We start from the raw sequence: 23,671 nt of genomic DNA on the forward strand, positions 1-23,671 counted from the left end.
AAGCTTGTGTGAGCGATCTGGATAGGTGGTCTATCTGGATAACTCTGTGAGTTTGTGTGCGCAACTCTTGTGGTTTGCTCGGGGAGAGCCTGTAGAAAAGTTTGCGTCAACGCTTGCAGATGCCTCGAGCGCGTTCTTCGCCTTTTGTCTGGATCGTTTCCATCGATGTGTCGTGGGTTTTTATTTGCCGATACAAAAGCTGCCGAAAATTTTGCCCAGCAGTTCGTCGGCGGTCATGGCGCCGGTGATTTCACCCAGTGATTGTTGCGCCTGGCGCAGATCTTCCGCCAGCAATTCGCCGGCACCGCTGGCATTGAGTTGCGCCTGCCCGGCGGTGATAAACGCGCGCGCCTGAGCCAGGGCGTCGAGGTGACGGCGGCGCGCACTGAAACTTCCTTCGTTCCCGGACTGATATCCCATGCACTGCTTTAGGTGATCGCGCAGTGCATCAATCCCCGCACCAGTTTTGGCGCTGATCGCGACCACCGGTACCCCGTCGCTGTGGGCTTGTAGTCCGGCGGTGTAGTCGGTGAGATCGAGTTTGTTGACCACAAGGGTCAGTTTGTCTGGGTCCGGCAGTTGCGCGGTGAATTCCGGCCAGGCCTGCTCCGGGTCCAGGCTGGTGACTTCTGCAGCATCCACCACCAGCAGTACGCGATCGGCGCTGTGAATCTCATCCCAGGCGCGCTGCATGCCAATCTGTTCGACCTGGTCCGGGGATTCTCGCAAGCCGGCGGTGTCGGCGATATGCAGGGGCATGCCATCGATGTGGATATGCTCCCGCAACACATCGCGGGTGGTGCCGGCGATGTCGGTGACGATGGCCGTGTCTTTGCCAGCCAGTGCATTCAACAGGCTGGACTTGCCCGCGTTGGGTTTACCGGCGATGGCCATCTGCATTCCCTCGCGCATGATCGCACCCTGGCGCGCTTCCGCTTCCACGCTGTCCAGTTGGGCCAACAGCGCCTCAATATCGGCGGCAACTTTGCCATCGGCGAGAAAATCGATTTCTTCTTCAGGAAAATCAATCGCAGCTTCGACATAGATGCGCAAATGCGTCAGTTTTTCCGCTAAATCTTCGATTTTTTCGGAGAATACTCCCTGCAGCGAGCGCAGCGCGTTTTGCGCGGCCTGGGCCGTTCCGGCGTCAATCAGGTCGGCAATGGCTTCTGCCTGGGCCAGATCGAGCTTGTCGTTGAGAAATGCGCGCTCAGAAAACTCGCCGGGACGTGCCTGGCGGGCGCCCATATCGATAAGTGCGGCAAGCAGCGTATCGAGAATTACCGGGCCTCCATGGCCCTGCAGTTCCACCACATCCTCACCGGTGAAGGAGTTGGGTCCGGGGAAGTAGAGCGCCAGTCCCTGGTCGAGGAGTTGCTTCTGATGGGTGAAATCACAGTAGTGGGCAAAGCGGGGTTTGAAGGCTTTGTTACACAGCTGCTCGCCGATCTTGCGTGCGTCTGGCCCGGACAGGCGGATCACGCCGATACCGCCACGGCCCGGTGGGGTGGCGACGGCGGCAATGGTGTCTTTGCTGAGGCTTTGCAGGGACATAGTTTGAGTTTATCCGACTTTCAACAACGGGCTTAACGAACAGGCTGCGCCATGGGGTTCACCAACAAGAAGGGCCGCTAGTAGCGGCCCTTCTGGATGTCACGATCACGCAAACTACTTGTCTGCGGATTCGACCTGTTTGTTGATAAACCAGGTCTGTGCAATCGAGATCAGGTTGTTCGCGATCCAGTACAGAACCAGTCCGGCCGGGAACCACAAGAAGAAGAAGGTCATCATGATCGGCATCAGCTGCATGATCTTCGCCTGGGTGGGATCGGTGGGCTGCGGCTGCAGCTTCTGCATAAGCCACATACTGGCACCCATAATCACCGGCAGGATGAAGTAGGGGTCTTTAACCGACAGGTCGTGAATCCAGCCGATCCAGGGTGCGTGGCGCAGTTCCACGGTTTCCATCAGCATCCAGTAGAGGCCGATAAACACCGGCATCTGCAGTAGGATCGGCAAGCAGCCACCCACGGGATTGATCTTCTCCCGGCGGTACAGCTTCATGGTTTCTTCGGCGAGCTTCTGGCGGTTGTCCTTGTACTGCTCCTGCAGCTTTTTCATCTGCGGGGCGAATTTGCGCATGCGTGCCATGGACTTGAGGCCAGCGGCAGACAGCGGATAGAGCAGCGCCTTGATAAATACGGTCAGCAGGATAATTGCCCAGCCCCAGTTGGCGACCAGGTGCTCATGAATCCAGTGCAGTACGCGGAACATGGGCTTGGCCAGCCACCACAACCAGCCGTAATCCACGGTCAGGTCCAGGTAGGGGGAAATCTCTTCCAGACGGTATACATCTTTTGGACCGACATAGAAGTCGGCGGCCACCGTACCCTGCTGGCCCGGTTCGATGCGCAGCTGTGGGCTGGTGAAGCCCATGCTGAACAGACCGTTGCCGATGGGCGCCAGGGTAAAGGTGTTGAGGTCTTGCTGGTTTGGAATCCAGGCACTGAGGAAATAGTGCTGCACCATGGCAACCCAGCCACCCTGAATGGTTTCGGTGGTCGGGCGCTTGGCGATGTCTTCGAAATCCTGCTTGAAGTAGTTCTCTTCGCTGGTGTGCAGGGCGGCGCCAAGGAATGGTGCCATGCCGATACCCATGTCGACCGGCGGCTCCTGGGCGTCGCGGATAATCTCGCCACACATGCCAGCAAGCAGCGGTTTGTCGCGGCCGTTGTCCACCAGGTAGGCAACGTTGATCAGGTAATCGCCGCGGGTAAAGGTAAAGCGTTTGGTGAAGCCAATGCCGTTCTGGGATTGCTTAAGCTCTACCGTGAGGGTGTCTTTACCTTCCTGCAGCGCGTACTCGCTGGCATCGCTGGTGAACGCCGGGCGTGCGGCGGAGCAGCTGCCTTTACCGCCGACCAGGCCGCTGCGCGCAATATAGGTATGGCTGCGGGTCTGGTTGAGCAGAATCAGCGGGCGATCTGGGGTATTCAGTTCTTCATGGAACTGGCGCAGTGCGACTTTCACAATGTCGCCACCCTGTGGGTCGATCAGCAGGCTCAGAGTGTCGGTCTCGACGCTGATCAATTTAGGCTGCGTGGTAGTGCCAACTTCCGGGATACTGCCTTCAGGAAGATCGCTGCCGGCGGTGGACTGGGCCTGACTGCTGGGAAGGGTTTCCGTATCGGTGTTCTGGTGGTTCACCACGGTTGTCTGGTCGATCGCCGGGGCGTGTTGCTCCTGGAAAGCGTTCCACTGGTAAATCAGTGCCAGAAGGACAGCGGCGATGCCGCCGACCAGCGTGTAGCGTTGCCAATCCATTATGTCGTTAGCCTTGTTGCGTTGGCGGCGTTCTATTGTTCGCCGGTGTTTCGGTTGCTTGTTGCGCCGGTGGTACGTAATCGAATCCACCCGGATGCCAGGGGTGGCATTTTATAAGGCGGCGCAGGGTTAAATAACCCCCTTTGCAGAATCCGTGAGTTTTAAATGCTTCTTCGGCATAACAGGAGCAAGTGGGGTAGAAGCGGCACTGGTTGCCAACCCACGGACTGGCGATGAGGCGGTACAACTTGATCAGTCGGATAGCCAACCAGGTCATGGGGTTTTCTCGCCGCCGCTATCGCTTTCTTGCGGTGCAGTCTGGCCGCCCTTGTTGGCAGCCGGTTTGCGTCGCGGGGGCCGTTTACCGCCCCTCGAGCCGCGCTTTGGTCCCGGTTGCTCGGGCTGCGGGTTGCGCGCGCGTTGGTCGAGCTTGCGCCACAGTTTATTGAATATCTTGGCGAGAGCCGCATTATCCAGTTCGCCGGCACCTGCGCGGGCGAGTACCACGGCGTCGAGCGGGAACAGATCATTCTGGCGCAGACGAAATGTTTCACGGGCAATACGTTTAATACGATTGCGATCGGTGGCGTTGCGGACGTGCTTTTTAGCAATAACGAGACCGAGCCTTGGGTGAGACAGCTCGTTCGGGCGGGCGAGGATCAGGAATTGCGGTTGCGCTGCGCGAACCGGAGCGGAATCAAATACGGCGCGATAGTGCGCCGCATTGAGCAGCCGCAGCGGCTTGGCGAATGCGAAGTCGCTGCGTGAACACTGCATGATGATTCAGTGGCAAGTATAAGGTTGCTCGCTAGGCGGCAATCTTAGGCGCACAGAACCTTGCGGCCCTTGGCGCGACGACGGGCCAGGATTTTACGGCCGTTTTTGGTTGCCATACGAGCACGGAAACCGTGGGTACGTGCGCGCTTCAAGTTGCTGGGCTGAAATGTACGTTTCATTTTGTTACTACCTGGATTGTTGTCCTGGAGTCGTGTCCGGGAAGTTTGGGTAATTCTTTACCGCGCTTGGCTATAGCCCGTTAGCGGTGTGCCAAGTCTTGCGAACCGGGCAAAGGTTATCGCGGGCTATGCGCTGCGAAGGCGGCGGATTGTATAGAAAGAAGCCAGTTAAAGCAACGATTCCTGAGTGACGCAATGGAATCTTGGCGAGTGAATCTGCGTTCGCGCGGCTTGTGCCCAATACATGAGGTCGAGTGTTGTTTCCTTTTATATAAGTAGTGTGCACGGCGCTGGGAGCAAAGCGTTTTGTCCTTGTTCATTGGGTGAATTGCGCGCCAACCAGGTAAGTCCCTGTATTGTCTGCACTATTTTCGAGAGTTCACTGTTTGACCCCAAGATACTCACAAGTTGTTGTGGATAACTTAAGGTGGTAGTTGTTGGAGGTTCGCTCAATTTGTAGTCAAGTGGTTGATATTACTAGTCTTTCTTACCAAAAACTTGTCCCCAAATGTGGTGGAGTTGTGGATAACCCGACGCCCAACCGATATACTGTCGGCCTTCATTTGAGGTGATGCCCGCGTTTCTTGGGGGCGGTCCACAGCGATAGTGTGGCCGGTATTGGCGGGCGCAGTTGTACCTCAATTTGTCTTTCTTAGGGGGTTCCTTGTCTGATTCCATCTGGAAGCAGTGTGCTGCCTGTTTGCAGGATGAATTGCCACCACAGCAGTTCAATACCTGGATTCGGCCGCTGCGCGTCGCGGATGCCGGTGCTGAGAGCGCTGAAGGCGAGCTGCGTCTGGTGGCGCCCAACCGTTTTATTCTCAATTGGGTAAGCGACAAATTTCTCGACCGTATTCGCGAGTTGGCGCAGCAGTTTGCCGGTCGCGTGATCGGCGTCGAAGTGGTGGCGCTTGATCGTCGCACGTCCCGCTTCCGTCGCAGCCTCACTGGTGATAGCGCTTATTCCGGTTATCAGCAGAATAGCGGGCATGGGCGTGTTGATCAGGGCTACGGCGGCGCGTCCAACGTTGTAGCGAACAACGTAGCGCAGTCAGGTGTACAGCCTGGGCACGCGGCGGTTGCCAGCGCTCCGGCGGCGAGTTCCGCGGAGGCAGCACCAGCAAGTTTCTCTACGCCAGAAGTGGCGCGTTCCCCGTTGCCCGTTTCTCCCGCACCGGCGCCGTTGCCGATTAATCGTTCACTGCCGGGCATGGATTCCCATGAGAACCTGGCAGCGGAAGCTGCTGGCGCGGACGCATTGAGTGCGGCAGAGAAGTTGCCGGCGGATCTACATAACGGTGAAGTCGTGCCAAGCGGTTTACCCGCAGGGGCCGGTGGTCAGCGTAAGGTGGAAGTCGAAGGGGCGATCAAGCACGGAAGTGCGCTGAATCGCGGTTTCACTTTTGCCTCCTTTGTTGAGGGTAAGTCGAACCAGTTGGGTTTGGCTGCGGCACAGCAGATTGCCGATAACCCCGGTGGTGCCTATAACCCACTGTTTATCTACGGTGGTGTTGGTCTGGGTAAGACGCACCTGATGCATGCCGTAGGCAACGCATTGGTTGAGCGCAACCCCAATGCCAAGGTTGTGTATTTGCACTCCGAGCGCTTTGTAGCGGATATGGTGAAGGCGTTACAGCTGAACGCGATCAGTGATTTCAAACGCTATTACCGTTCCGTGGATGCGTTGTTGATCGACGATATCCAGTTTTTCGCCGGCAAAGAGCGCTCGCAGGAAGAGTTTTTCCATACCTTCAACGCACTGCTTGAGGGTGGTCAGCAGATCATTCTGACCTGTGATCGCTATCCGAAAGAGATCGACGGCCTGGAAGAGCGGCTCAAGTCGCGATTCGGCTGGGGGCTTACCGTAGCGGTTGAGCCGCCAGAGCTGGAAACCCGTGTGGCGATTTTGATGAAGAAGGCCGAGCAGGTGGGTGTGGAGTTACCGCCGGATTCAGCGTTCTTTATTGCGCAGCGTATTCGTTCCAATGTACGTGAGCTTGAGGGTGCATTGCGCCGGGTGATTGCCAACGCTCAGTTCACCGGTCGTGCTATCGACGATATTCTGGTACGCGAGGCGCTTAAAGATCTGCTGGCGCTGCAGGACCGCCTGGTAAGCATCGATAATATCCAGCGCGTGGTGGCGGAGTATTACAAGATCAAGGTGGCGGACTTGCTTTCCAAGCGCCGCAGTCGCTCCGTAGCGCGCCCCCGTCAGGTGGCTATGGCACTGGCCAAGGAATTGACCAACCACAGTCTCCCTGAGATTGGCGATGCCTTTGGCGGCCGCGATCACACCACCGTGTTGCACGCCTGTCGCAAGATCAAGGAGCTGCAGGAATCCGATGGTGATATTCGCGAAGACGTACGTCTGCTAACGCGCTCTTTAACCACCTAACTGTTTGATATTTAATAATTTTTACTACTGCTCGTGATAGCGGTAGGATAAAAACGACCTAACGTAGATCAAGGCAATAATTATGAAATTCAGCGTGAGCCGTGATGCCCTGGTAAAACCACTGCAACTTGTTGCGGGTGTGGTAGAAAAGCGTCAGACACTGCCGGTACTGGCGAATGTACTGATGCAACTGCAAGGGCAGGAGCTGTCGCTAACCGGTACCGACCTGGAAGTAGAGATTGTTGGTCGCCTGCAACTCGAGCAGCCGGCCGAGATGGAGGGTGAGGTAACCGTTCCGGCACGCAAGCTGCTCGATATCTGTCGTTCGCTGCCCGACGGCGCGGAGCTAAAGTTTGAGCGCGATGGTGAGCGCCTGGTGCTGCGCAGTGGCCGCAGTCGTTATCAGTTGTCTACGCTGCCCGCCAGTGACTTCCCGAATCAGGAAGAAACCACCGCACAGAGTCGTTTCTCAATCTCGCAGCGTGAGATTCGCCGCCTGATTGATGCCACCGGCTTTGCCATGGCGCAGCAGGATGTTCGCTACTACCTGAATGGTTTGTTGTTGGAGTGTCGCCCGCAGCAGTTGCGCGCGGTGGCTACCGATGGCCATCGTCTGGCCCTGTGTGATCGCGATGCGCCGGGCCTTAATGTTGATGCGCCGATTCAGGCAATTGTTCCGCGTAAAGGGGTGCTTGAGCTTGCCCGCCTGCTGGAGGATTCCGACGCGAGTGCCGAGGTAGTGCTGGGGAATAACCATATTCGTGTGGTTTGCGGACAGTTTACCTTCACGTCGAAGCTTGTTGATGGCAAGTTCCCCGATTACGAGCGCGTTTTGCCGCGTGGTACCGGTAATCAAGTGTTTGCCGACCGTCTGGCATTGCGCCAAGCATTCCAGCGCGCAGCGATTCTCTCCAACGAAAAGTATCGCGGTGTACGCCTGCAGTTATCCGAGGGTTTGTTGCAGATTGTGGCGAATAACCCGGAGCAGGAAGAGGCTGAGGAGCAGCTGATGGTCGACTACCACGGCGATCCGCTGGAGATTGGTTTCAACGTCGGCTATTTGCTGGACGTTACCGGCGCCATCCACAGCGATCAGATTCGTATTGGCCTCGGCGACGCGAATAGCAGTGCGTTGCTGCAGCAGCCGGAAGAGGGCGATGCGGTGTATGTGATTATGCCGATGCGTCTGTAAGCAACGGTATGTCAGTAGTTCGCTTGTCGAGAGTGTTGTAATTGAGCTGGTTACGCACTTTGTCGCTGGAGACCGCCACCCCCTGGGGCCGGCGGTCTTTTCGTATCTGTAGTTCGCTATTTTGGGTGTGAGTGTGGCGCTATCTCGTGTAGTTCTCACAAATTTTCGCAATATCCAGCACGCTGACGTGGTGTTGGATGGTGTCGTGCACCTGTTTTGCGGTGCGAATGGCAGCGGCAAGACTTCGTTGTTGGAAGCAGTGCATACGCTGGCTAGCGGTCGCTCTTTTCGTTCGCGACAGAGTCAATCACTCATCCGCTATGGTGCGGAATCGCTCGCGGTGTTCGGTCGCTTGCGCAGTGGCGTCGCGCTGGGTGTTGAGAAGCTGCGGGATGGTAAGGGACGCATACGTATCAACCAATTGCCCGCCAGCTCCAGCTCGGAGCTTGCAGCATGCCTGCCGCTGCAGGTAATTAATAGCGACAGTTTTTCTGCGCTGGACGGTGGTCCCGGGGTGCGCCGGCAGTTGCTGGACTGGACAGTGTTCCACGTGGAACATTCGTTTTCCGGGCAGTGGAAGGTGTACCAAAGCGCGCTAAAGCAGCGCAATGCACTGCTCCGTCGTGGTAAAATTGACTCGAATTTGCTGGCCCCTTGGGAGCAACAGCTCTTGTCCGCGGGGGAGGTGGTTCATCAGGGTCGCTATGAGGTCTTTCAGAGGCTGAAGGTCCTTTTTAAGGAGCGCCTTGATGAATTGCCCCGGGACGTTTTTGGCGATCTGGATGTTCAGTATCGCAGCGGCTGGAAGCGCGAATTGAGTCTGGCAGAGGCCCTTGAGTCATCTCGATCTGGTGATTGCGAACAGGGTTTTAGCCGCATTGGACCCCATCGCGCCGACCTTCGGTTCAGCATCAACGGGCAGCCGGCGGAAGCCGTGTTGTCCCGTGGCCAACAAAAGATGGCGGTGTGCGCACTGCGTACTGCCATGGCTGCGACGGTGGGTGGCTCAGAAAAACCATTGTTTTTGGTGGATGATTTACCTGCGGAGCTAGATGATGCCAATCAGGCTCTGTTTGCCCGCTGGGTGCGTGATACGGCCAGCCAAGTACTTGTCACTGGTATTGACCCAGAGACGACACAGCGGGCTTGGAAGACGCTCGACGGCGCTTGGGGTAGCCCACAGATGTTCCACGTGGAACATGGTCGTGTCGAAGACTTTGATTTAAGCGGTTAGCTGTTAAGAGTTCGAACTTCGGCGTTTGCCTTTGCTGGCGGACGCCCGGAAAACAAAAACGCATTTATTTCTAGAAGAGATTAGGCCGCACACTTACCGTGCCGGCGGAATGGAGCAACAGAATGTCGGAAGAGAATAACTACGATTCCAGTAGCATCAAGGTACTGAAGGGCCTGGATGCGGTGCGCAAGCGCCCGGGAATGTATATCGGCGATACCGACGACGGCACCGGCCTCCACCATATGGTATTCGAGGTGGTCGATAACTCCATTGATGAGGCCCTTGCCGGGCACTGTGACGAAATCCGAGTGACCATTCACCCGGACGAGTCGGTCAGTGTTTCCGATAATGGCCGTGGTATTCCTACCGAAATACACCCGGAAGAGGGTGTTTCTGCCGCTGAAGTAATCATGACGGTACTGCACGCCGGTGGTAAGTTCGACGATAACACCTACAAGGTATCTGGTGGGCTGCACGGTGTTGGTGTTTCGGTGGTAAATGCACTGTCTGAAGAGCTGAAACTGACCATTCGCCGTGGTGGCAAAATCCACGAGCAGGTCTATCGCCACGGCGTACCCGATGCGCCCCTGACCGTTGTTGGCGACAGTGAAACCAGCGGCACCACCGTACACTTCAAGCCCTCTGCGGACACCTTCACTAATATCGAATTCCATTTCGAGCAGCTCGCCAAGCGCCTGCGCGAGCTCTCCTTCCTGAACTCCGGGGTACGTATCGTCCTGCGTGACGAGCGCAGCGGCAAAGAAGAAGTATATGAGTACGAGGGCGGCCTACACGCCTTTGTGGAGTTCCTGAACCAGAATAAGACGCCGATCAACAAGGTCCTGCACTTCCAGAACCAGCGTGAAGACGGTATCGCGGTAGAAGTTGCCCTGCAGTGGAACGACTCCTTCCAGGAAAATATCTACTGCTACACCAACAATATTCCCCAGAAAGACGGCGGTACCCACCTGGCTGGCTTCCGTGCAGCGCTTACCCGCGGACTTAACAGTTACATTGAGAAAGAAGGCGTCGGTAAAAAAGACAAAGTCAGCACCACCGGCGATGACGCGCGGGAAGGTTTGACTGCCATTATCTCGGTAAAAGTACCTGATCCTAAATTCTCCTCCCAGACTAAAGACAAGCTGGTGTCTTCCGAAGTGAAGCCGGCGGTCGAGCAGGAAATGGGGCAGTCTTTTAACGATTACCTGCTGGAGAACCCGCAGGAAGCCAAGGCAGTTGTCGGTAAAATGATCGACGCGGCCCGCGCCCGGGAAGCGGCGCGCAAAGCACGCGAGATGACCCGCCGCAAGGGTGCCCTGGATATCGCTGGCTTGCCCGGCAAGCTGGCCGACTGTCAGCAGAAAGATCCCGCGCTGTCCGAACTCTACTTGGTGGAGGGTGACTCCGCGGGTGGTTCTGCGAAGCAGGGCCGCGACCGCCGTACCCAGGCGATCCTGCCGCTGAAAGGTAAGATCCTCAACGTCGAAAAAGCACGCTTCGACAAGATGCTGTCCAGTGCCGAGGTCGGCACTCTGATTACCGCACTGGGTTGCGGTATTGGTAAAAGTGAATTCAATCCGGACAAACTGCGCTACCACTCCATCATTATCATGACGGATGCGGACGTGGACGGTGCCCACATTCGTACGCTACTGCTCACCTTCTTCTTCCGTCAAATGCCGGAGCTGATTGAGCGCGGACACATCTTTATTGCCCAGCCACCACTGTACAAGATTGGTAAGGGCAAACAGGAACAGTACCTGAAGGATGAGGCTGCCCTGACCCAGTTCCTGACCAACGCGGCTCTGGAAAGCGCCACTTTATTTGTAAACCCGCAAGCTCCAGGCCTGTCCGGTACCGCACTCGAATCCCTGGTCAAAGAGTACCGCGGCGTAATGGCGACCATCGACCGCCTGTCGCGCCTGTATCCGGAAGAAGTGCTGCAGAGCATGGTTTACCTGCCGGCAGTAAAGCCAGAACAGCTTCAGTCGAGCGAGGCTATGGCCGAGTGGGCTAACCAGCTGCAGACCCGTCTGGAGCAGGAAGGCGAGGGTGGCGGCCGCCGCCACAGCGTTAGCGTAACGGAAGACCAGGAGCGCAATCTGTTCCTGCCAACCATCGATATCGTTGCCCATGGCGTAAGCAGCAGCTATACCGTTAACCACGAGTTTTTCGAATCGGCGGAATACCGCGCCATCTGCCAGCTCGGCGAAAAGCTGCAGGGCTTGCTGGAGGAGGGGGCTTACATCCAGCGCGGCGAGAAACAGCAGCCGGTATACAGCTTCCCGGAAGCGCTGGCCTGGTTAATGAATGAGAGCCGTCGCGGTTACAGCATCCAGCGCTATAAAGGTCTGGGCGAAATGAACCCGGAACAGTTGTGGGAAACCACCATGAACCCGGAAACCCGCCGTATGCTTCAGGTGACCGTGGAAGACGCCATCGCTGCCGACCAGATTTTCACCACACTGATGGGCGATCAGGTAGAGCCGCGTCGCGAGTTTATCGAGAGTAACGCACTGGCGGTGGAGAACCTGGACGTTTAAGGTCACCCCTACTGCTAATCTCACAATCAAAAGCCCGTTCGGTAACAACCGCGCGGGCTTTTTGGTAAGTAAGTGTTTACTTTATGTTAGCCGGCAGCGCATCACGATCTCATCCTGGCCGGCGCTTGCATTGAAAGTCCGCTCCAATTCGGCAAAGCCGTGCTGCTGTAAGAAGTAGCGCCCGCGCAGATTTTCCTCCAGCACCACCGATGTGAGCTCAACCTGGCCGAACTTGGCCTGTTCCATTAACTCGCTGCCAACACCGTGCCCCTGCTCGCCTGGCGACACAAAAATCGTCTGCACCTGATGATCATCACCCACGGTTACCAGTCCCTCGGCGATGGCACTGCCAGGGCGTGAATAAACCCAGTGCACGTCAGCTACCGGCTCACCACGGTTCCACGGGCCGCACTGTGTCCTGAGCTTGCGCCGCATGGCGCGGCCCTGTTCTGACCAATAACTAACAGGGAGGCTCGGGTGTGCCGTAGATGCCAGAAAAAGCCATAGCTGTAGCAGTCGTTCTATATCCGATTCCTGCAAGGGTCTCAGCATAACAACTCCCAGATTATGTCGATGCAGTAGCAGATGGTAGCTTCCCGCGCCAGTGGCTCCTAACCGAACATCCAGTCGATCGGCGACCGAAAATTGGCACGAAAGTTCAACAAAAACAGAGTTCTACACGGTGACAAAGATCGCTTTGTAAAATATAATAATTCTCATTAACTATCGTAATGAGAGATGTACACAAGGAGCGTCACTTGGCCCGCTTTACCCTCGCCCCGATCTCTGTTGCCCTGCTCGCAAGCCTGAGCACCGGCGCTTTCGCTGAAGAAAAAACTGAAACTCTGGAAACGATTTCCGTTCTCGGCGACACCACTCAGATCGAAAAACTCCCAGGTTCAGCGCATCTGGTAAGCGCTGAAGATCTGGAAAAGTTCGAGTTTGTTGATATCAACCGCATGATGCGTGCGGTACCGGGCGTCTACCTGCGTGAAGAAGACGGCTATGGCCTGCGTCCAAACATTGGTATTCGCGGCGCCGATGGTGGCCGTTCCGGCAAGATCTCATTGATGGAAGACGGTGTGTTGGTTGCACCGGCTCCATATTCCGCGCCCGAGGCCTACTATTTCCCGACCGCGGGTCGCCTGAGCAGCATCGAAGTACTCAAGGGCCCATCCACACTGAAGTACGGACCGTTCACTGTTGGCGGTGCGGTGAATATGATCAGTACACAAATCCCCAGTGAATCTACCGGCAAGGTACAACTGGAAGCAGGTCAGTTTGGTGAGAACCGACTGCACACCTATTACGGCGACAGCACCGACACCACTGGCTGGTTGATCGAAACCCACCAGCAACGCGCAGACGGTTTCCGTGACATCGATCGCGCTGACAGCGCCGATATCAACAAGGAAGACTACCTGCTGAAAGGCCGCCTGAACTCCGCCGAAGGAGCCAAGTACGCTCAGCAGCTGGACGTGAAGTTGCAGTACTCGGAAGAAGAGTCTGGCATGAGCTACCTCGGTCTCACCGACGCCGACTTCGCCGCCGATCCGAATCGCCGCTACGGCATCAGTGCCCTAGACGAGATCGAAAACCGCCACAGCACCGTACAGCTGAACCACTCCATTGCTCTCAGTGAAAGCTTCAGCCTGAACACCCAGGCCTACTACAACAAATTCAAGCGCGACTGGTTCAAGGTGAGCCTCGGCGGCCTGATCGATGCAGCCAATGCTGGCGATGCCGATGCACAGGCCGTGCTTGACGGGACCTTGGACTACGAGGGTGTTGGTATCAAACACAACGACCGCACCTACGTATCCCGCGGTCTGCAAGTAAGTGCTAACTGGCAGTTCCAGACCGGCACCATCGCACATGATCTGGAATTTGGCGTACGCGATCACTACGACGATATCGACCGTTTCCAGCCGGTCGATAACTACAACCAGGTTAATGGCGAACTCGTATTTGTCGACATCACCGACCCTAGCTCGAGCAACAACCGCATCGGTAAAGCAGATGCCACGTCCCTGTTCGTGTATGACCAGATTCAGGTAAATGATGCCCTCGCATTGACCGCCACACTGCGCTACGAAGATATCGAAACCTCACAGCAGCGTTACAACGATGTCGACCGCAGCGAAAAAGGCAGCTACCGCGAAAATTCCCTGAGCGAATGGTTGCCGGGCCTGGGTCTGACCTATCAGCTGACCGAATCCGTTACCTTGCTGGCTGGAGCCCACCGCGGCTTCGCGCCTCCCGGTTCCGGCGCCTCTAACGGCGAGGCCGGAGACCTGTCCACTAACTACGAGTGGGGCGCGCGCTTCGACAACGGTAGCCTGCGCACCGAAGTCATCGCCTTCTACAGCGATTACGAAAGCACCGTACAAAACTGTTCCGTGGCCGTTCCTTGTGCCAACGGCAACGACAGTGGCACCTACGCACTGGGTGAATCGGAAATTAAAGGTGTTGAGGCTCTTGTCGCAACCGAATGGTCGCTGGCGAACGGTTGGCTGATTCCGCTGAGCGCCAGCTACACCTGGACCGATGCTGAAATCACTCGCGACAATGTGGCGGAAGACATCCTTGCGGGCGACAACTTTGCCTACCTGCCGGAGAACGTTTTTGCGGTCACCACCGGTATCGATAGCGGTGCCGACTGGCGTGTAAACCTGACTGCCGCCTATCAGGATGACATGTGTGTCGATAACGCCTGTAATCGCGGCGACGTCGACCAGTTTGCGCGCACCGAGTCCCTGTGGGTGGTTGATGCGGCTGCGCACTACGACTTCAGCGAAGATCTGGCCGGTTACCTGAAGATCGACAACCTGCTGGACGAACAGGCAATCATCAACCGCGCTCCAGACGGCGCACGTGCCAATCGTCCGCGTACCGCTTCTGTTGGTGTGACTTACAGCTTCTAATTCCTGAAGTTGAATGACACATAAAAAACCCGGCAATTGCCGGGTTTTCTTATGTCTCAACAATAATTATTGCAGCGTGCCGCTCAGGTGGACGAAGTGCGCCTTGAGATAGCGTGTCTCTGCAATCGCCGGATGTACCGGGTGATCCGCACCCTGGCCACCACTGCCGATGATGCTGATATTTTTGTCCAGGTGGCGACCAGCGCCACGCAGGATTTCCAGTAAAGTATCCGACGCCAGGTGCATGGAGCAGGAGGCGCTCACCAACAAACCGTTCTTCTCAAGCAGGCGCAGCGCCAACTCGTTGATATGTCGATAGGCCGCCTCGCCAGACTTCTGATCCTTGCGGCGTTTAATAAACGCTGGGGGATCCAGCACCACCGCATCGTAACGTTCGCCACTGGCGATCAACGATTTCATCGCATCGATCGCCTTGCCCTGAATGGTAATCAGATCCTCTTTGCGCTTGTTGAGCGCGGCATTTTCCTCACACCAGTCCAGAGCCTGCCCGGAAGCATCCACGCAGGTTACCTCTGTAGCGCCGTGAGCAAGCGCTTGCACACCCCAACCCCCGGCATAGGAAAACAGATCCAGCACGCGACGGCCTTTCACCCAGCGGTTTAAATGGGCGCGGTTGTCGCGATGATCGTAAAACCAACCCGTCTTCTGTCCCTGGTACACCGGCGCCAACAGCGGTACCCCATTTTCCTCAAATGGCACCATCTGCGGCACTTCACCGTAAGCGACCTCGCACAGCTCCGGCAATTCTTCCACCTTGCGACCCTGGTGATCGTTGCGCAGCAAAATGCCTTGTGGCTTACACAGTGCCTGCAGTGCATTCACAATGTCTTCGCAAAACCGCTCCATGCCCCAGCTACTGATTTGCACCACCAGATAATCACCAAAGCGATCCACTACAAGGCCGGGCAACCCATCGGAGTCTCCATACACCATACGGTAACTGGGATGATCGAAGTACCGCTCGCGCAAAGCCAGAGCCTGCTCCAATCGCCGCTGCAAAGTCTTGCGCGTGAATGCACCCTTGCGCGACACCAGACGCGCACAGATCAGTTGATTTGGATTAACCAGCGCAAAACCCTGACTCTTGCCATTACTATCCAGAACTTCACACTGAGTGCCGGGCTCGATTCCCTTTAGTGGACTGCGCTTGGTGTCCACCTCGTTGCTGTAAATCCACAGATGCCCCATTTTCAGGCGGCGCTCGGCGCGAGGGTTGAGAATTAATTGATCCACGGGAAAACTCCGGTGATGAGTGCCGTCGGCAGATGCGCCGACAGTGATCGATTAGGATAGAACGAAGTCGGCAAATTCAGCGAGGTTTTCCATCACGCGCGTTTCAGCGAGACGCGCGTCCGGGTTCTGCATCAGGTCAGCCAGGGTTTGTTGACCGCAGCCGGTCTGAACCAGCACCGGTTTACAGCCTTTGGCCACGGCACAGTAGAGATCTTTGGCGCGGTCGCCGACAAAAAAACAGTCGTGCAAACTCACATCAAATTCCGCTTCGATAGCATCGAGTAAACCGGTCTTCGGTTTGCGGCAGCGGCAGTTGTCCTCGTCACTGTGCGGGCAGTAGAAGATGCCGGCGACTTCGCCGCCGGCATCTTCTACCTGTTCGCGCAACATCGCGTGAATGGCTTCGAGATCGTCCAGATCAAACAGGCCGCTGGCGAGGCCACTTTGGTTGGTGGCTATGACCAGCTGATGACCGGCCTGGCTGAGACGCGCCATTGCTTCGATACTACCAGGTATCGGCGCCCACTCCGCCGCACAGGTAACATGGTTACCATTGGGCTGATTGATGACGCCGTCGCGATCGAGAACAATAATGCTCATAGCGTGCGCTTTACTTCGCCGGTGCCAGCAGTGAAATATCTGCGGCTTCCAGGAAGAGCCCGCGCAACTGCGCCAGCAGGGCCAGGCGGTTGTTGCGCAGCTTTTCATCCTCGGCCATAACCATCACGCCGTCGAAGAAGGCATCGACCGTGTCGCGCAAGCCGGACAGGCCCGCAAGACCCTCTTCAAAACGCGCCTCGGCATACAGCGGGCTTACCGCATCCGCCGCGTCGCGCACCGCCAGATACAGTGCTTTTTCTGCATCTTCTTCCAGCAGCGCCTGATCGACCTCGTTCGGCGCGGGGCCGTCGAGTTTGGCGAGAATATTGGATACACGCTTGTTGGCTGCCGCCAGTGCTTCCGCTTCTGGCAGCTGGCTGAAGCTGTGCACCGCCTTCACCCTGTTGTCGATATCCAGTGGACGTGACAGTTTGCGCGCGGATACCGCCAGGAATACTTCGGCCTTGATGCCGGCGTCTTCATAGCGGGCGCGGAAGCGCTCGATCATGTAGGCGAGGGTTTGCTCAACCACATTGTCGTACTCGGCCAGCGCGGTGCGCGGATAACCATCGCGGGCCAGGGTAAGTAGTTCGCGCAGATCCAGATCGATATTTTTTTCTACCAGTAGGCGCAGTACACCGAGGCTGGCGCGGCGCAGCGCGAATGGGTCGCGTGAGCCGCTGGGTGGCTGGCCTATGCCGAAGATACCGACTAGGGTATCGATGCGATCGGCCAGGGCTACGATGGTGCCGGTCTCGGTTTGCGGCAATTCATCGCCGGCAAACTTTGGCATGTATTGCTCATACATGGCCTTGGCCACGTCGAGTTGTTCGCCATCGTTTTCCGCATAGTAATAGCCGGCGATGCCCTGCATATCCGCGAACTCAAATACCATTTCGGTAACGAGGTCCGACTTACACAGTTTTGCCGCGCGCTCCGCGAGCGCCGCGTCGCCGTTCAGCTTCTCGGCGATGGCCGCAGCCAGTTTCGCCAGGCGCTCGGTCTTGTCGTAAACGGTTCCCAGCTTTTGTTGGAACACGATGGACTTGAGCTTTTCACGGCGCGCTTCGAGGCTGGTCTTTTTATCGGTCTCAAAAAAGAAGGCCGCGTCGGCCAGGCGTGGACGGATAACACGTTCGTTACCCTCGATCACCTGCTTGGCGTCGGTGCTTTCGATATTGGAAACAGTAATAAAGAACGGCATCAATTTGCCGTCTTCATCCACCACATGGAAATACTTCTGGTGTTCCTTCATCGAAGAAATGAGAGCTTCTGCCGGAACCTCGAGGAAACGCTTCTCGAAGCGTCCGGTCAGCGCCACCGGCCACTCGACGAGTGCCGTCACCTCGTCCAGCAGATCGTCATCGATTACCGCCACACCGTTTACATTGTTGGCTTCCGCCTGCACCTGCTCGCGGATCATTTCCTTGCGCGTGGCGAAGTCCACAATCACAAAGCCAGGATCGCGCAATTGCTGCACGTAATCGTTGGCAGAGGCCACGGTGAGTTCGCGGTTACAGTGGAAGCGGTGACCGCGGGTGGTGTTACCGGCCTTTAGTCCGAGCACCTCGGCATCCACAACCTGGTTGCCGAACAGCATGATCAGCCAGTGTACCGGGCGTACGAATTCTTCCTTGCGTGCACCCCAGCGCATGCGCTTTGGAATAGGCAGTTGCGCCAGGGATTTGCTGACGATGTCACCCAGCAGGTCCTGGGTCGCTGCGCCTTTCTGTTCGCTGATAAATGCCAGGCGTTCGCCCTTGTCGGTTTGCACGCGCGCAAGTTCGTCAACACTGACGCCGGCACCGCGCGCGAAACCCTGCGCGGCCTTGGTCGGGTTGCCGTCTTTATCAAACGCCGAGGCCACGGCGGGGCCGTGCTTTTCAATTTGTTTATCTTGTTGTTGCTCGGCCAGGTCGCTCACCGACACCGCCAGGCGGCGCGGGCTGGCAAACGCGTTTACCTCGCCGTACGCGAGCTCGGCGTCTTTGAGCCCTTGTTCGATACCGTCGGCAAAGGCCTGCATCAATTTGTGCAGCGCTTTTGGGGGCAGCTCTTCGGTACCCAGCTCAACCAGAAAATCCTGAGCCATTACTTCTTCTCCTTCTGCGCGTCGAGTTGGGCAAGTACGTCGTTGCGGGCCTGTTCGGTTGCCAGTGGGAAACCGAGCGCATGGCGCGCGTCAAAATAGGCCTGGGCGACAGCCCGCGCCAGGGTGCGCACACGCAGAATAAAGCGCTGGCGTTCGGTGACGGAAATCGCGTGGCGTGCGTCCAGCAGGTTGAATGCGTGGGAAGCTTTCATTACCTGTTCATAGGCGGGCAGCGGCAGGCCCAGTTCGATCAGGCGCTGGCTTTCGCGCTCGCAGTGATCGAAGGTGGCGAAGAGGAATTCCACATCCGCGTGCTCAAAGTTGTAGTGGGACATTTCCACTTCGTTTTGGTGGAAAACATCACCGTAGGTCACCGCATTGCCTTCCGCGTCGCGGGTCCATACCAGGTCGTAGATGGATTCCACGCCCTGCAGGTACATGGCGATACGCTCGATACCGTAAGTGATCTCACCGGTAACCGGATAGCATTCGATGCCGCCCACTTGCTGGAAGTAGGTGAACTGGGTCACTTCCATACCGTTTAGCCACACTTCCCAGCCAAGACCCCAGGCACCCAGGGTCGGGGATTCCCAGTTGTCTTCAACAAAACGGATGTCGTGTACCGCCGGATCGATACCCAGTGCGCGCAGGCTGTCCAGATACAGCTCCTGGATATTCGACGGCGAGGGCTTCATTACCACCTGATACTGATAGTAGTGCTGCAGGCGGTTGGGGTTCTCTCCGTAACGGCCATCGGTAGGACGACGGCAAGGCTGCACATAGGCCGCATTCCAGGTTTCCGGGCCGATGGCGCGCAGGAAGGTTGCGGGGTGGAAGGTGCCAGCGCCCACTTCCATATCCAGAGGCTGTAGAATGACGCACCCTTGGCGCGCCCAGTATTCCTGCAGGGTAAAAATCAGTCCCTGAAAGGTGCTCAGATCCTGCGCAGGGGCAGAACCGCTGGTTTGTTGCTCGGACACCACAATCTCCGGTTTCAGCTGGGTGGAATAGACAAGGGGCGCAATTATAGCGGTAGCCGGTTGCACGCTAAACAGCGCGCGGGGGATTTGATGGCCACAATCTGGCCTATATAAGACGATCACCGAAAAAAACATGAACAAGAGTGGGCTGAGGCCCCGGCAAGAAGGATGTAACGGTTGGATATCAAAGGGCAATTGGCCGCAGGTGCCTTGAAGTTGATCGGACAACTGCCACTCAAGTGGTCGCGGCGCCTCGGCGGTTTCACGGGCCACTGCGCTGTCGCGACCCGGGCAAACAGTCTGCGGGTGAGTCGCATCAACCTGGCACACTGCTATCCGGAAATGCAGGAAAAGGCGCGGGAACTACTCGCCCGTCAGAGTGTGGTGAATACCGCCATGACGGGATTTGAAGTCGCCAGCCTGTGGCGTCAGTCGTGGAGTCTGGCGGAAGACAGTATCGAACGCATCCGCAACCAACAGTTGCTCACCGAGGGTGTCAGCGAAGGGCGCGGCGTATTGGTACTCGCACCCCATATCGGCAACTGGGAAATCTTCGGCCAGTATCTGGCCACTGTTGGCCCCACTACCAGCCTGTATGCGCCACCCAAGATTGAGGCATTGGATCCCCTGATCCGCGCCGGCCGTGAAAAAACCGGCGCAAACCTGGTGCCGACCAATGTCCGCGGTGTGCGCGCATTGCTCAAGGCGTTAAAAGCCGGCGGCATCGTTGGAGTACTACCGGATCAGGAGCCAGATTTGTCTGGCGGTGAGTTCGCGCCGTTTTTCGGCCACCCCACCCTGACCATGACGCTCGCCTATAACCTGATCCAGCGCACCGGTTGCAAGGTGGTGTTCGGGTTTGCCAAGCGACTTGAACAGGGCTTTGAGCTGGTGTTGTTGCCGGCCGAAGACGCCATTTACAGCGAAGAATCCAAGGTATCCCTCGCTGCACTGAACCGCGGCGTGGAAGCCTGCATTGCCGAAGCGCCGGAACAATATCAGTGGGAGTACAAGCGTTTCCGCCGCGCTCCGGAAGGCCGCACCGGCCTGTATAAGAAAAGCTGATACTTCTGTTATCGCTACCAAGGGTGCTGTTCCAGGAATAACCCCGGGGCAGCAATACCTATTCGTGCCCAGTTCTCGGGCTCGCCGCGCTCCATTGCGCACAATCCTCGCCTCAACTTCTTTAATTTCGCTGCCTGGTTGCCCTGAGACGGCACTTAAGTCTTGTCTACAAGTCCTTTGCCCATGCGGTTATAGGACCATCTGGTCACTACCTGAGGCTAAAGTATTCTGGCAGAAATAACTGCCCATATTACCCGGGTAAATTGATCGCTATTAATACCCGGGTAATAATGGCATCACACATGCGTTTTTTCTGGAATTGAAATGACCACTGAATATCTCGCCATTCATAACGGTTCCCTTGTCGCACGCGGCGACCTTGAGAGCGTGGTGCGCAAGAGCAAGTCGCAGACCGTTGGTATGGAGCCGGTGGTGATGGCGCTGGATACCTGTAAGCGGATTGAGCTCGACTGGCAGGGCGATGTGGACAGTGTTGTGGCGAGGCTTTCTGCGCCAAGCGGACGCGGGCGCCCCAAATTGGGGGTTACCTCAAGGGAGGTAACTTTGCTGCCGGCACACTGGGAGTGGCTAGCGACGCAGCGCGGTGGCGCATCGGTAACGTTGCGACGTCTGGTGGACGCAGCTATCAAAAACGCGACGGCGGAAGAGCAGCTCAGCATGCAGCAAAACCAACTGTACAAACTGCTTTCACTGTTTGCCGACGCAGAGGGCTTTGAAGAAGCCGCACGCGCTATGTATCGCAATAGCCGCAGCGGATTTATCGCGGCGATGAAATCCTGGCCCGCAGATGTGAAAGACGTACTTCTGGAAAAATTTGACGCCTTTAATGCGCCGGTGAACCGGCCTACGAGCGATCAAGTAAACGATGACTAACTTAATTTGTACCCTCGCACGTTTCCCGAAAAATTTCGATTAAGCTCATAGGTAGGTATTTCAATAACCCATACCTCGATGAGCCAAATCGAACCCGAACCCGAATCGGAAGAAGCCCCAATACCCGAAGAAAAGTCACCCTGGCGGTTCTTACCGACCGGGTTGTCGCTGTTGCGTATAGCGCTGATTCCGATCATTTACTGGCTGTCATTGGCGGACAAGCACCTCTGGGCACTGGTGATCTATTGTTTCGGCGCGTGGACCGACCAGCTCGACGGCTGGCTGGCAAATCGGTTTAATTGGCACTCCTATTTTGGCGCCTTACTGGACCCTGTCGCCGATCGTATTTATATCCTCGCGCTAATCCCACTATTGTGGCACTACGGATCCATAAGTGGCATCTACACCACGTTGGTTATTACACGATTTTCAATACAGCTAACGGCCTACCCGGTATTACTTTTGTGGCTTAAAAGGCGTCCGCAGCTTCGCCCGGAATGGTTGTCACGTGCAGCTATGGCGCTTGCATTTTTAATACTTGGAATAGGCTTCGCCGAGCAGCTGGCAATTGAACTCATCCCGGAAAGCACCACAGAAGAGAAGGTTTTTGATCACACCATGGAGGCGCTGACGCTGATTGGCTGTATTTTGGAGGTGTGGGTGCTAGCGCGTTTCTTGCCGCGCTATTGGGATGTTATGCGCGGCAAAGAAGACACCTTTGAGTAGTGTCTCCCTTAACTCCGGTTAGCATAAAAGGAATTAGTGGCGCCAGAAAGCCGGGGTGAGCAGCACCAACAGGGTAAAGATTTCCAGACGCCCCATTAGCATCGCGAGAATCAAAAAACATTTGGCTACGCCGTTGACTTCGCCGTAGTGCGAAGCAGCGTCGCCCAGTGCCGGGCCGATATTACTCAAGCAGGACGCCACGGTGGAAAACGAGGTAACGAAGTTCTCGCCGGTCGCCATCACCACAATCGTAAGAATAAAAAACGACAGAATATAAATTGCAAAAAACCCCCATACCGCATCGGTGACTCGGGTAGGTACGATTTTTTTATTTACCTTGATCGGCACAACGGCATTGGGGTGTACCAGGCGACTGAGCTCGCGCAGGCCGGATTTAACAATCAGCATTACCCGCACGGCTTTAATGCCACCCGATGTGGAACCCGCGCAGGCACCCATGATTCCGAGCAATAACAAAATATAGGGCAAGAAAGCCGGCCACAGTGCAAAACTTTCTGAGGCAAAACCCGCGGTAGTACCGATTGAGACCACCTGGAAAATTCCGTGCAGGAAGCTGTCCTTCATATTGAAGGTGCCCGAAGTGAATAGGTAGCCGATGATAATGATGCTGGAAAAAAAGGTTACCAGTATGTAGAAGCGAAACTCAGAATCTTTCCAGTAATGCTTGAGGGTGCGGTTACCCAGCGCATAAAAGTGCAGGCCAAAGTTAATCGCCGCGGTCAGCATAAAGATAATCGCGATCGCCATAATCGCGTTGTTGTTGGCATAGAAGCCCATGCTCGCATCGTGCGTCGAAAACCCGCCATTCGCCACGGTGGAGAACGCGTGTCCCACGGCGTCGAACGCGGTCATCCCCGCCCACCAGTAACCAATACCGCACAGCACCGTGAGCGCGACATAGATAACGATTAGCGCGCGTGCGGTTTCCGCGATACGCGGTGTCAGCTTGGTGTCTTTGACCGGGCCCGGCATTTCCGCCTTGTACAGCTGCATACCCCCGATGCCGAGCATTGGCAGAATGGCCAGCGCGATCACAATTACCCCGATGCCGCCAAACCACTGCAGTTGCTGGCGGTAATACAAAATGGCGGGCGGCAGGGTATCCAGGCCAACGATGGTGGTGGCGCCGGTTGTGGTGAGCCCGGAAATCGATTCAAAAATAGAATCCACCACACTGAGATCCGGCGCGGGGCTGATAATCAGCGGCAGGGCACCGAAGCTACCCAGAATCAGCCAGAACAGTGAGGTGACGACGAAGCCGTCGCGGGTGCGCAGGTCTTGTTTCAAGTCGTGCACCGGCAGCCACATCAGCAAGCCGGTGATCAGGGTGATGCCAAACGCGATGGAAAACGCCACATGGGTATCGTCGTCGTACCACAGCGACACGCCGATCGGCGGCAACAGGGTAAGGCTGAACACCGTCAGAAGTATGCCGAAGACCCGCGCTATGACTGCTAAACGCATCTAATCG

General features: G+C 56.5%; 19 protein-coding genes. 8 read left to right on the plus strand and 11 right to left on the minus strand.

Annotation, left to right across the window (positions count from 1 at the left end; genetic code table 11):
• Nucleotides 1–180: 180 nt before the first annotated feature.
• The 5 genes from mnmE to rpmH all read right to left on the minus strand — a co-directional run bounded on the left by mnmE (nucleotide 181) and on the right by rpmH (nucleotide 4,280).
• On the minus strand, nucleotides 181–1,554 hold the full coding sequence (gene mnmE / locus LCM31_RS05590) for a tRNA uridine-5-carboxymethylaminomethyl(34) synthesis GTPase MnmE (RefSeq protein WP_224868235.1): 1,374 nt from the start codon (nucleotides 1,552–1,554) through the stop codon (nucleotides 181–183).
• A 114-nt stretch (nucleotides 1,555–1,668) separates the two neighbouring features.
• Nucleotides 1,669–3,324 (minus strand): membrane protein insertase YidC, encoded by a 1,656-nt coding sequence (gene yidC, locus LCM31_RS05595; protein ID WP_222248053.1) that lies wholly within the window; start codon nucleotides 3,322–3,324, stop codon nucleotides 1,669–1,671.
• 7 nt (nucleotides 3,325–3,331) lie between these two features.
• A complete protein-coding gene (gene yidD, locus LCM31_RS05600; RefSeq protein WP_224868237.1) occupies nucleotides 3,332–3,601 on the minus strand; it encodes a membrane protein insertion efficiency factor YidD in 270 nt (89 codons plus the stop codon).
• On the minus strand, nucleotides 3,598–4,101 hold the full coding sequence (gene rnpA, locus LCM31_RS05605; protein WP_404804161.1) for a ribonuclease P protein component: 504 nt from the start codon (nucleotides 4,099–4,101) through the stop codon (nucleotides 3,598–3,600). Before rnpA ends, yidD begins: the two co-directional genes overlap by 4 nt.
• Before the next feature lie 44 nt (nucleotides 4,102–4,145).
• Nucleotides 4,146–4,280: a 50S ribosomal protein L34 gene (gene rpmH / locus LCM31_RS05610; protein WP_043319858.1), complete on the minus strand. Its 135-nt coding sequence runs from the start codon at nucleotides 4,278–4,280 to the stop codon at nucleotides 4,146–4,148.
• 664 nt (nucleotides 4,281–4,944) lie between these two features.
• Between rpmH and dnaA the strand changes: the two genes are divergently transcribed.
• The 4 genes from dnaA (at nucleotide 4,945) to gyrB (ending at nucleotide 11,644) form a co-directional block, all read left to right on the plus strand.
• On the plus strand, nucleotides 4,945–6,675 hold the full coding sequence (gene dnaA, locus LCM31_RS05615; RefSeq protein ID WP_224868239.1) for a chromosomal replication initiator protein DnaA: 1,731 nt from the start codon (nucleotides 4,945–4,947) through the stop codon (nucleotides 6,673–6,675).
• A gap of 82 nt (nucleotides 6,676–6,757) precedes the next feature.
• Nucleotides 6,758–7,867, plus strand: a complete 1,110-nt coding sequence (gene dnaN, locus LCM31_RS05620; protein WP_224868241.1) for a DNA polymerase III subunit beta — start codon at nucleotides 6,758–6,760, stop codon at nucleotides 7,865–7,867.
• A gap of 133 nt (nucleotides 7,868–8,000) precedes the next feature.
• Nucleotides 8,001–9,101: a DNA replication/repair protein RecF gene (recF, locus tag LCM31_RS05625; protein WP_224868243.1), complete on the plus strand. Its 1,101-nt coding sequence runs from the start codon at nucleotides 8,001–8,003 to the stop codon at nucleotides 9,099–9,101.
• A 122-nt stretch (nucleotides 9,102–9,223) separates the two neighbouring features.
• On the plus strand, nucleotides 9,224–11,644 hold the full coding sequence (gene gyrB, locus LCM31_RS05630) for a DNA topoisomerase (ATP-hydrolyzing) subunit B (protein ID WP_224868245.1): 2,421 nt from the start codon (nucleotides 9,224–9,226) through the stop codon (nucleotides 11,642–11,644).
• Nucleotides 11,645–11,725: 81 nt separating this feature from the next.
• Here the strand turns inward: gyrB and LCM31_RS05635 are convergent, their stop codons facing one another.
• Nucleotides 11,726–12,196, minus strand: coding sequence for a GNAT family N-acetyltransferase (locus LCM31_RS05635; RefSeq protein ID WP_224868247.1), 471 nt, complete (start codon nucleotides 12,194–12,196; stop codon nucleotides 11,726–11,728).
• A gap of 206 nt (nucleotides 12,197–12,402) precedes the next feature.
• Here LCM31_RS05635 and LCM31_RS05640 point away from each other — a divergent pair, with 206 nt between their 5' ends.
• On the plus strand, nucleotides 12,403–14,568 hold the full coding sequence (locus LCM31_RS05640) for a TonB-dependent receptor family protein (protein ID WP_224868249.1): 2,166 nt from the start codon (nucleotides 12,403–12,405) through the stop codon (nucleotides 14,566–14,568).
• 66 nt (nucleotides 14,569–14,634) lie between these two features.
• Here LCM31_RS05640 and LCM31_RS05645 read toward each other — a convergent pair whose 3' ends face one another.
• From LCM31_RS05645 to glyQ, 4 genes are all read right to left on the minus strand, one after another.
• On the minus strand, nucleotides 14,635–15,777 hold the full coding sequence (locus tag LCM31_RS05645) for a class I SAM-dependent rRNA methyltransferase (RefSeq protein WP_263600997.1): 1,143 nt from the start codon (nucleotides 15,775–15,777) through the stop codon (nucleotides 14,635–14,637).
• Nucleotides 15,778–15,873: 96 nt separating this feature from the next.
• On the minus strand, nucleotides 15,874–16,422 hold the full coding sequence (gene gmhB / locus LCM31_RS05650) for a D-glycero-beta-D-manno-heptose 1,7-bisphosphate 7-phosphatase (RefSeq protein ID WP_263600896.1): 549 nt from the start codon (nucleotides 16,420–16,422) through the stop codon (nucleotides 15,874–15,876).
• 10 nt (nucleotides 16,423–16,432) lie between these two features.
• The gene (glyS, locus tag LCM31_RS05655) at nucleotides 16,433–18,514 is read right to left on the minus strand and encodes a glycine--tRNA ligase subunit beta (protein WP_224868255.1); all 2,082 of its coding nucleotides are present in this window, start codon (nucleotides 18,512–18,514) and stop codon (nucleotides 16,433–16,435) included.
• A complete protein-coding gene (glyQ, locus tag LCM31_RS05660; RefSeq protein ID WP_222230855.1) occupies nucleotides 18,514–19,494 on the minus strand; it encodes a glycine--tRNA ligase subunit alpha in 981 nt (326 codons plus the stop codon). The genes glyS and glyQ overlap by 1 nt, the downstream gene beginning before the upstream one ends.
• A 177-nt stretch (nucleotides 19,495–19,671) precedes the next feature.
• On the opposite strand from glyQ, the gene LCM31_RS05665 reads away from it, so the two are divergent.
• From LCM31_RS05665 to LCM31_RS05675, 3 genes are all read left to right on the plus strand, one after another.
• Nucleotides 19,672–20,559: a lysophospholipid acyltransferase family protein gene (locus LCM31_RS05665; protein WP_224868257.1), complete on the plus strand. Its 888-nt coding sequence runs from the start codon at nucleotides 19,672–19,674 to the stop codon at nucleotides 20,557–20,559.
• A 324-nt stretch (nucleotides 20,560–20,883) separates the two neighbouring features.
• The gene (locus LCM31_RS05670) at nucleotides 20,884–21,453 is read left to right on the plus strand and encodes a DUF2239 family protein (protein WP_224868259.1); all 570 of its coding nucleotides are present in this window, start codon (nucleotides 20,884–20,886) and stop codon (nucleotides 21,451–21,453) included.
• A gap of 78 nt (nucleotides 21,454–21,531) precedes the next feature.
• The gene (locus tag LCM31_RS05675) at nucleotides 21,532–22,179 is read left to right on the plus strand and encodes a CDP-alcohol phosphatidyltransferase family protein (RefSeq protein WP_224868261.1); all 648 of its coding nucleotides are present in this window, start codon (nucleotides 21,532–21,534) and stop codon (nucleotides 22,177–22,179) included.
• A 33-nt stretch (nucleotides 22,180–22,212) separates the two neighbouring features.
• Here the strand turns inward: LCM31_RS05675 and LCM31_RS05680 are convergent, their stop codons facing one another.
• Complete coding sequence (locus LCM31_RS05680) at nucleotides 22,213–23,664, minus strand: TrkH family potassium uptake protein (RefSeq protein WP_224868263.1); 1,452 nt, start codon at nucleotides 23,662–23,664, stop codon at nucleotides 22,213–22,215.
• Nucleotides 23,665–23,671: the final 7 nt, after the last annotated feature.

The organism is Microbulbifer agarilyticus (genome assembly GCF_020171345.1).
GTDB classification, from domain to species: domain Bacteria; phylum Pseudomonadota; class Gammaproteobacteria; order Pseudomonadales; family Cellvibrionaceae; genus Microbulbifer; species Microbulbifer agarilyticus_D.

Bases quoted from the DNA above. Each gene is read 5' to 3' on its own strand.
- yidC (WP_222248053.1), bottom strand. From the start codon at position 3,324: ATGGATTGGCAACGCTACACGCTGGTCGGCGGCATCGCCGCTGTCCTT.
- dnaN (WP_224868241.1), top strand. From the start codon at position 6,758: ATGAAATTCAGCGTGAGCCGTGATGCCCTGGTAAAACCACTGCAACTT.
- rnpA (WP_404804161.1), bottom strand. From the start codon at position 4,101: ATGCAGTGTTCACGCAGCGACTTCGCATTCGCCAAGCCGCTGCGGCTG.
- LCM31_RS05645 (WP_263600997.1), bottom strand. From the start codon at position 15,777: ATGGGGCATCTGTGGATTTACAGCAACGAGGTGGACACCAAGCGCAGT.
- rpmH (WP_043319858.1), bottom strand. From the start codon at position 4,280: ATGAAACGTACATTTCAGCCCAGCAACTTGAAGCGCGCACGTACCCAC.
- gyrB (WP_224868245.1), top strand. From the start codon at position 9,224: ATGTCGGAAGAGAATAACTACGATTCCAGTAGCATCAAGGTACTGAAG.
- LCM31_RS05680 (WP_224868263.1), bottom strand. From the start codon at position 23,664: ATGCGTTTAGCAGTCATAGCGCGGGTCTTCGGCATACTTCTGACGGTG.
- LCM31_RS05670 (WP_224868259.1), top strand. From the start codon at position 20,884: ATGACCACTGAATATCTCGCCATTCATAACGGTTCCCTTGTCGCACGC.
- mnmE (WP_224868235.1), bottom strand. From the start codon at position 1,554: ATGTCCCTGCAAAGCCTCAGCAAAGACACCATTGCCGCCGTCGCCACC.
- yidD (WP_224868237.1), bottom strand. From the start codon at position 3,601: ATGACCTGGTTGGCTATCCGACTGATCAAGTTGTACCGCCTCATCGCC.
- LCM31_RS05635 (WP_224868247.1), bottom strand. From the start codon at position 12,196: ATGCTGAGACCCTTGCAGGAATCGGATATAGAACGACTGCTACAGCTA.
- glyS (WP_224868255.1), bottom strand. From the start codon at position 18,514: ATGGCTCAGGATTTTCTGGTTGAGCTGGGTACCGAAGAGCTGCCCCCA.
- gmhB (WP_263600896.1), bottom strand. From the start codon at position 16,422: ATGAGCATTATTGTTCTCGATCGCGACGGCGTCATCAATCAGCCCAAT.
- LCM31_RS05675 (WP_224868261.1), top strand. From the start codon at position 21,532: ATGAGCCAAATCGAACCCGAACCCGAATCGGAAGAAGCCCCAATACCC.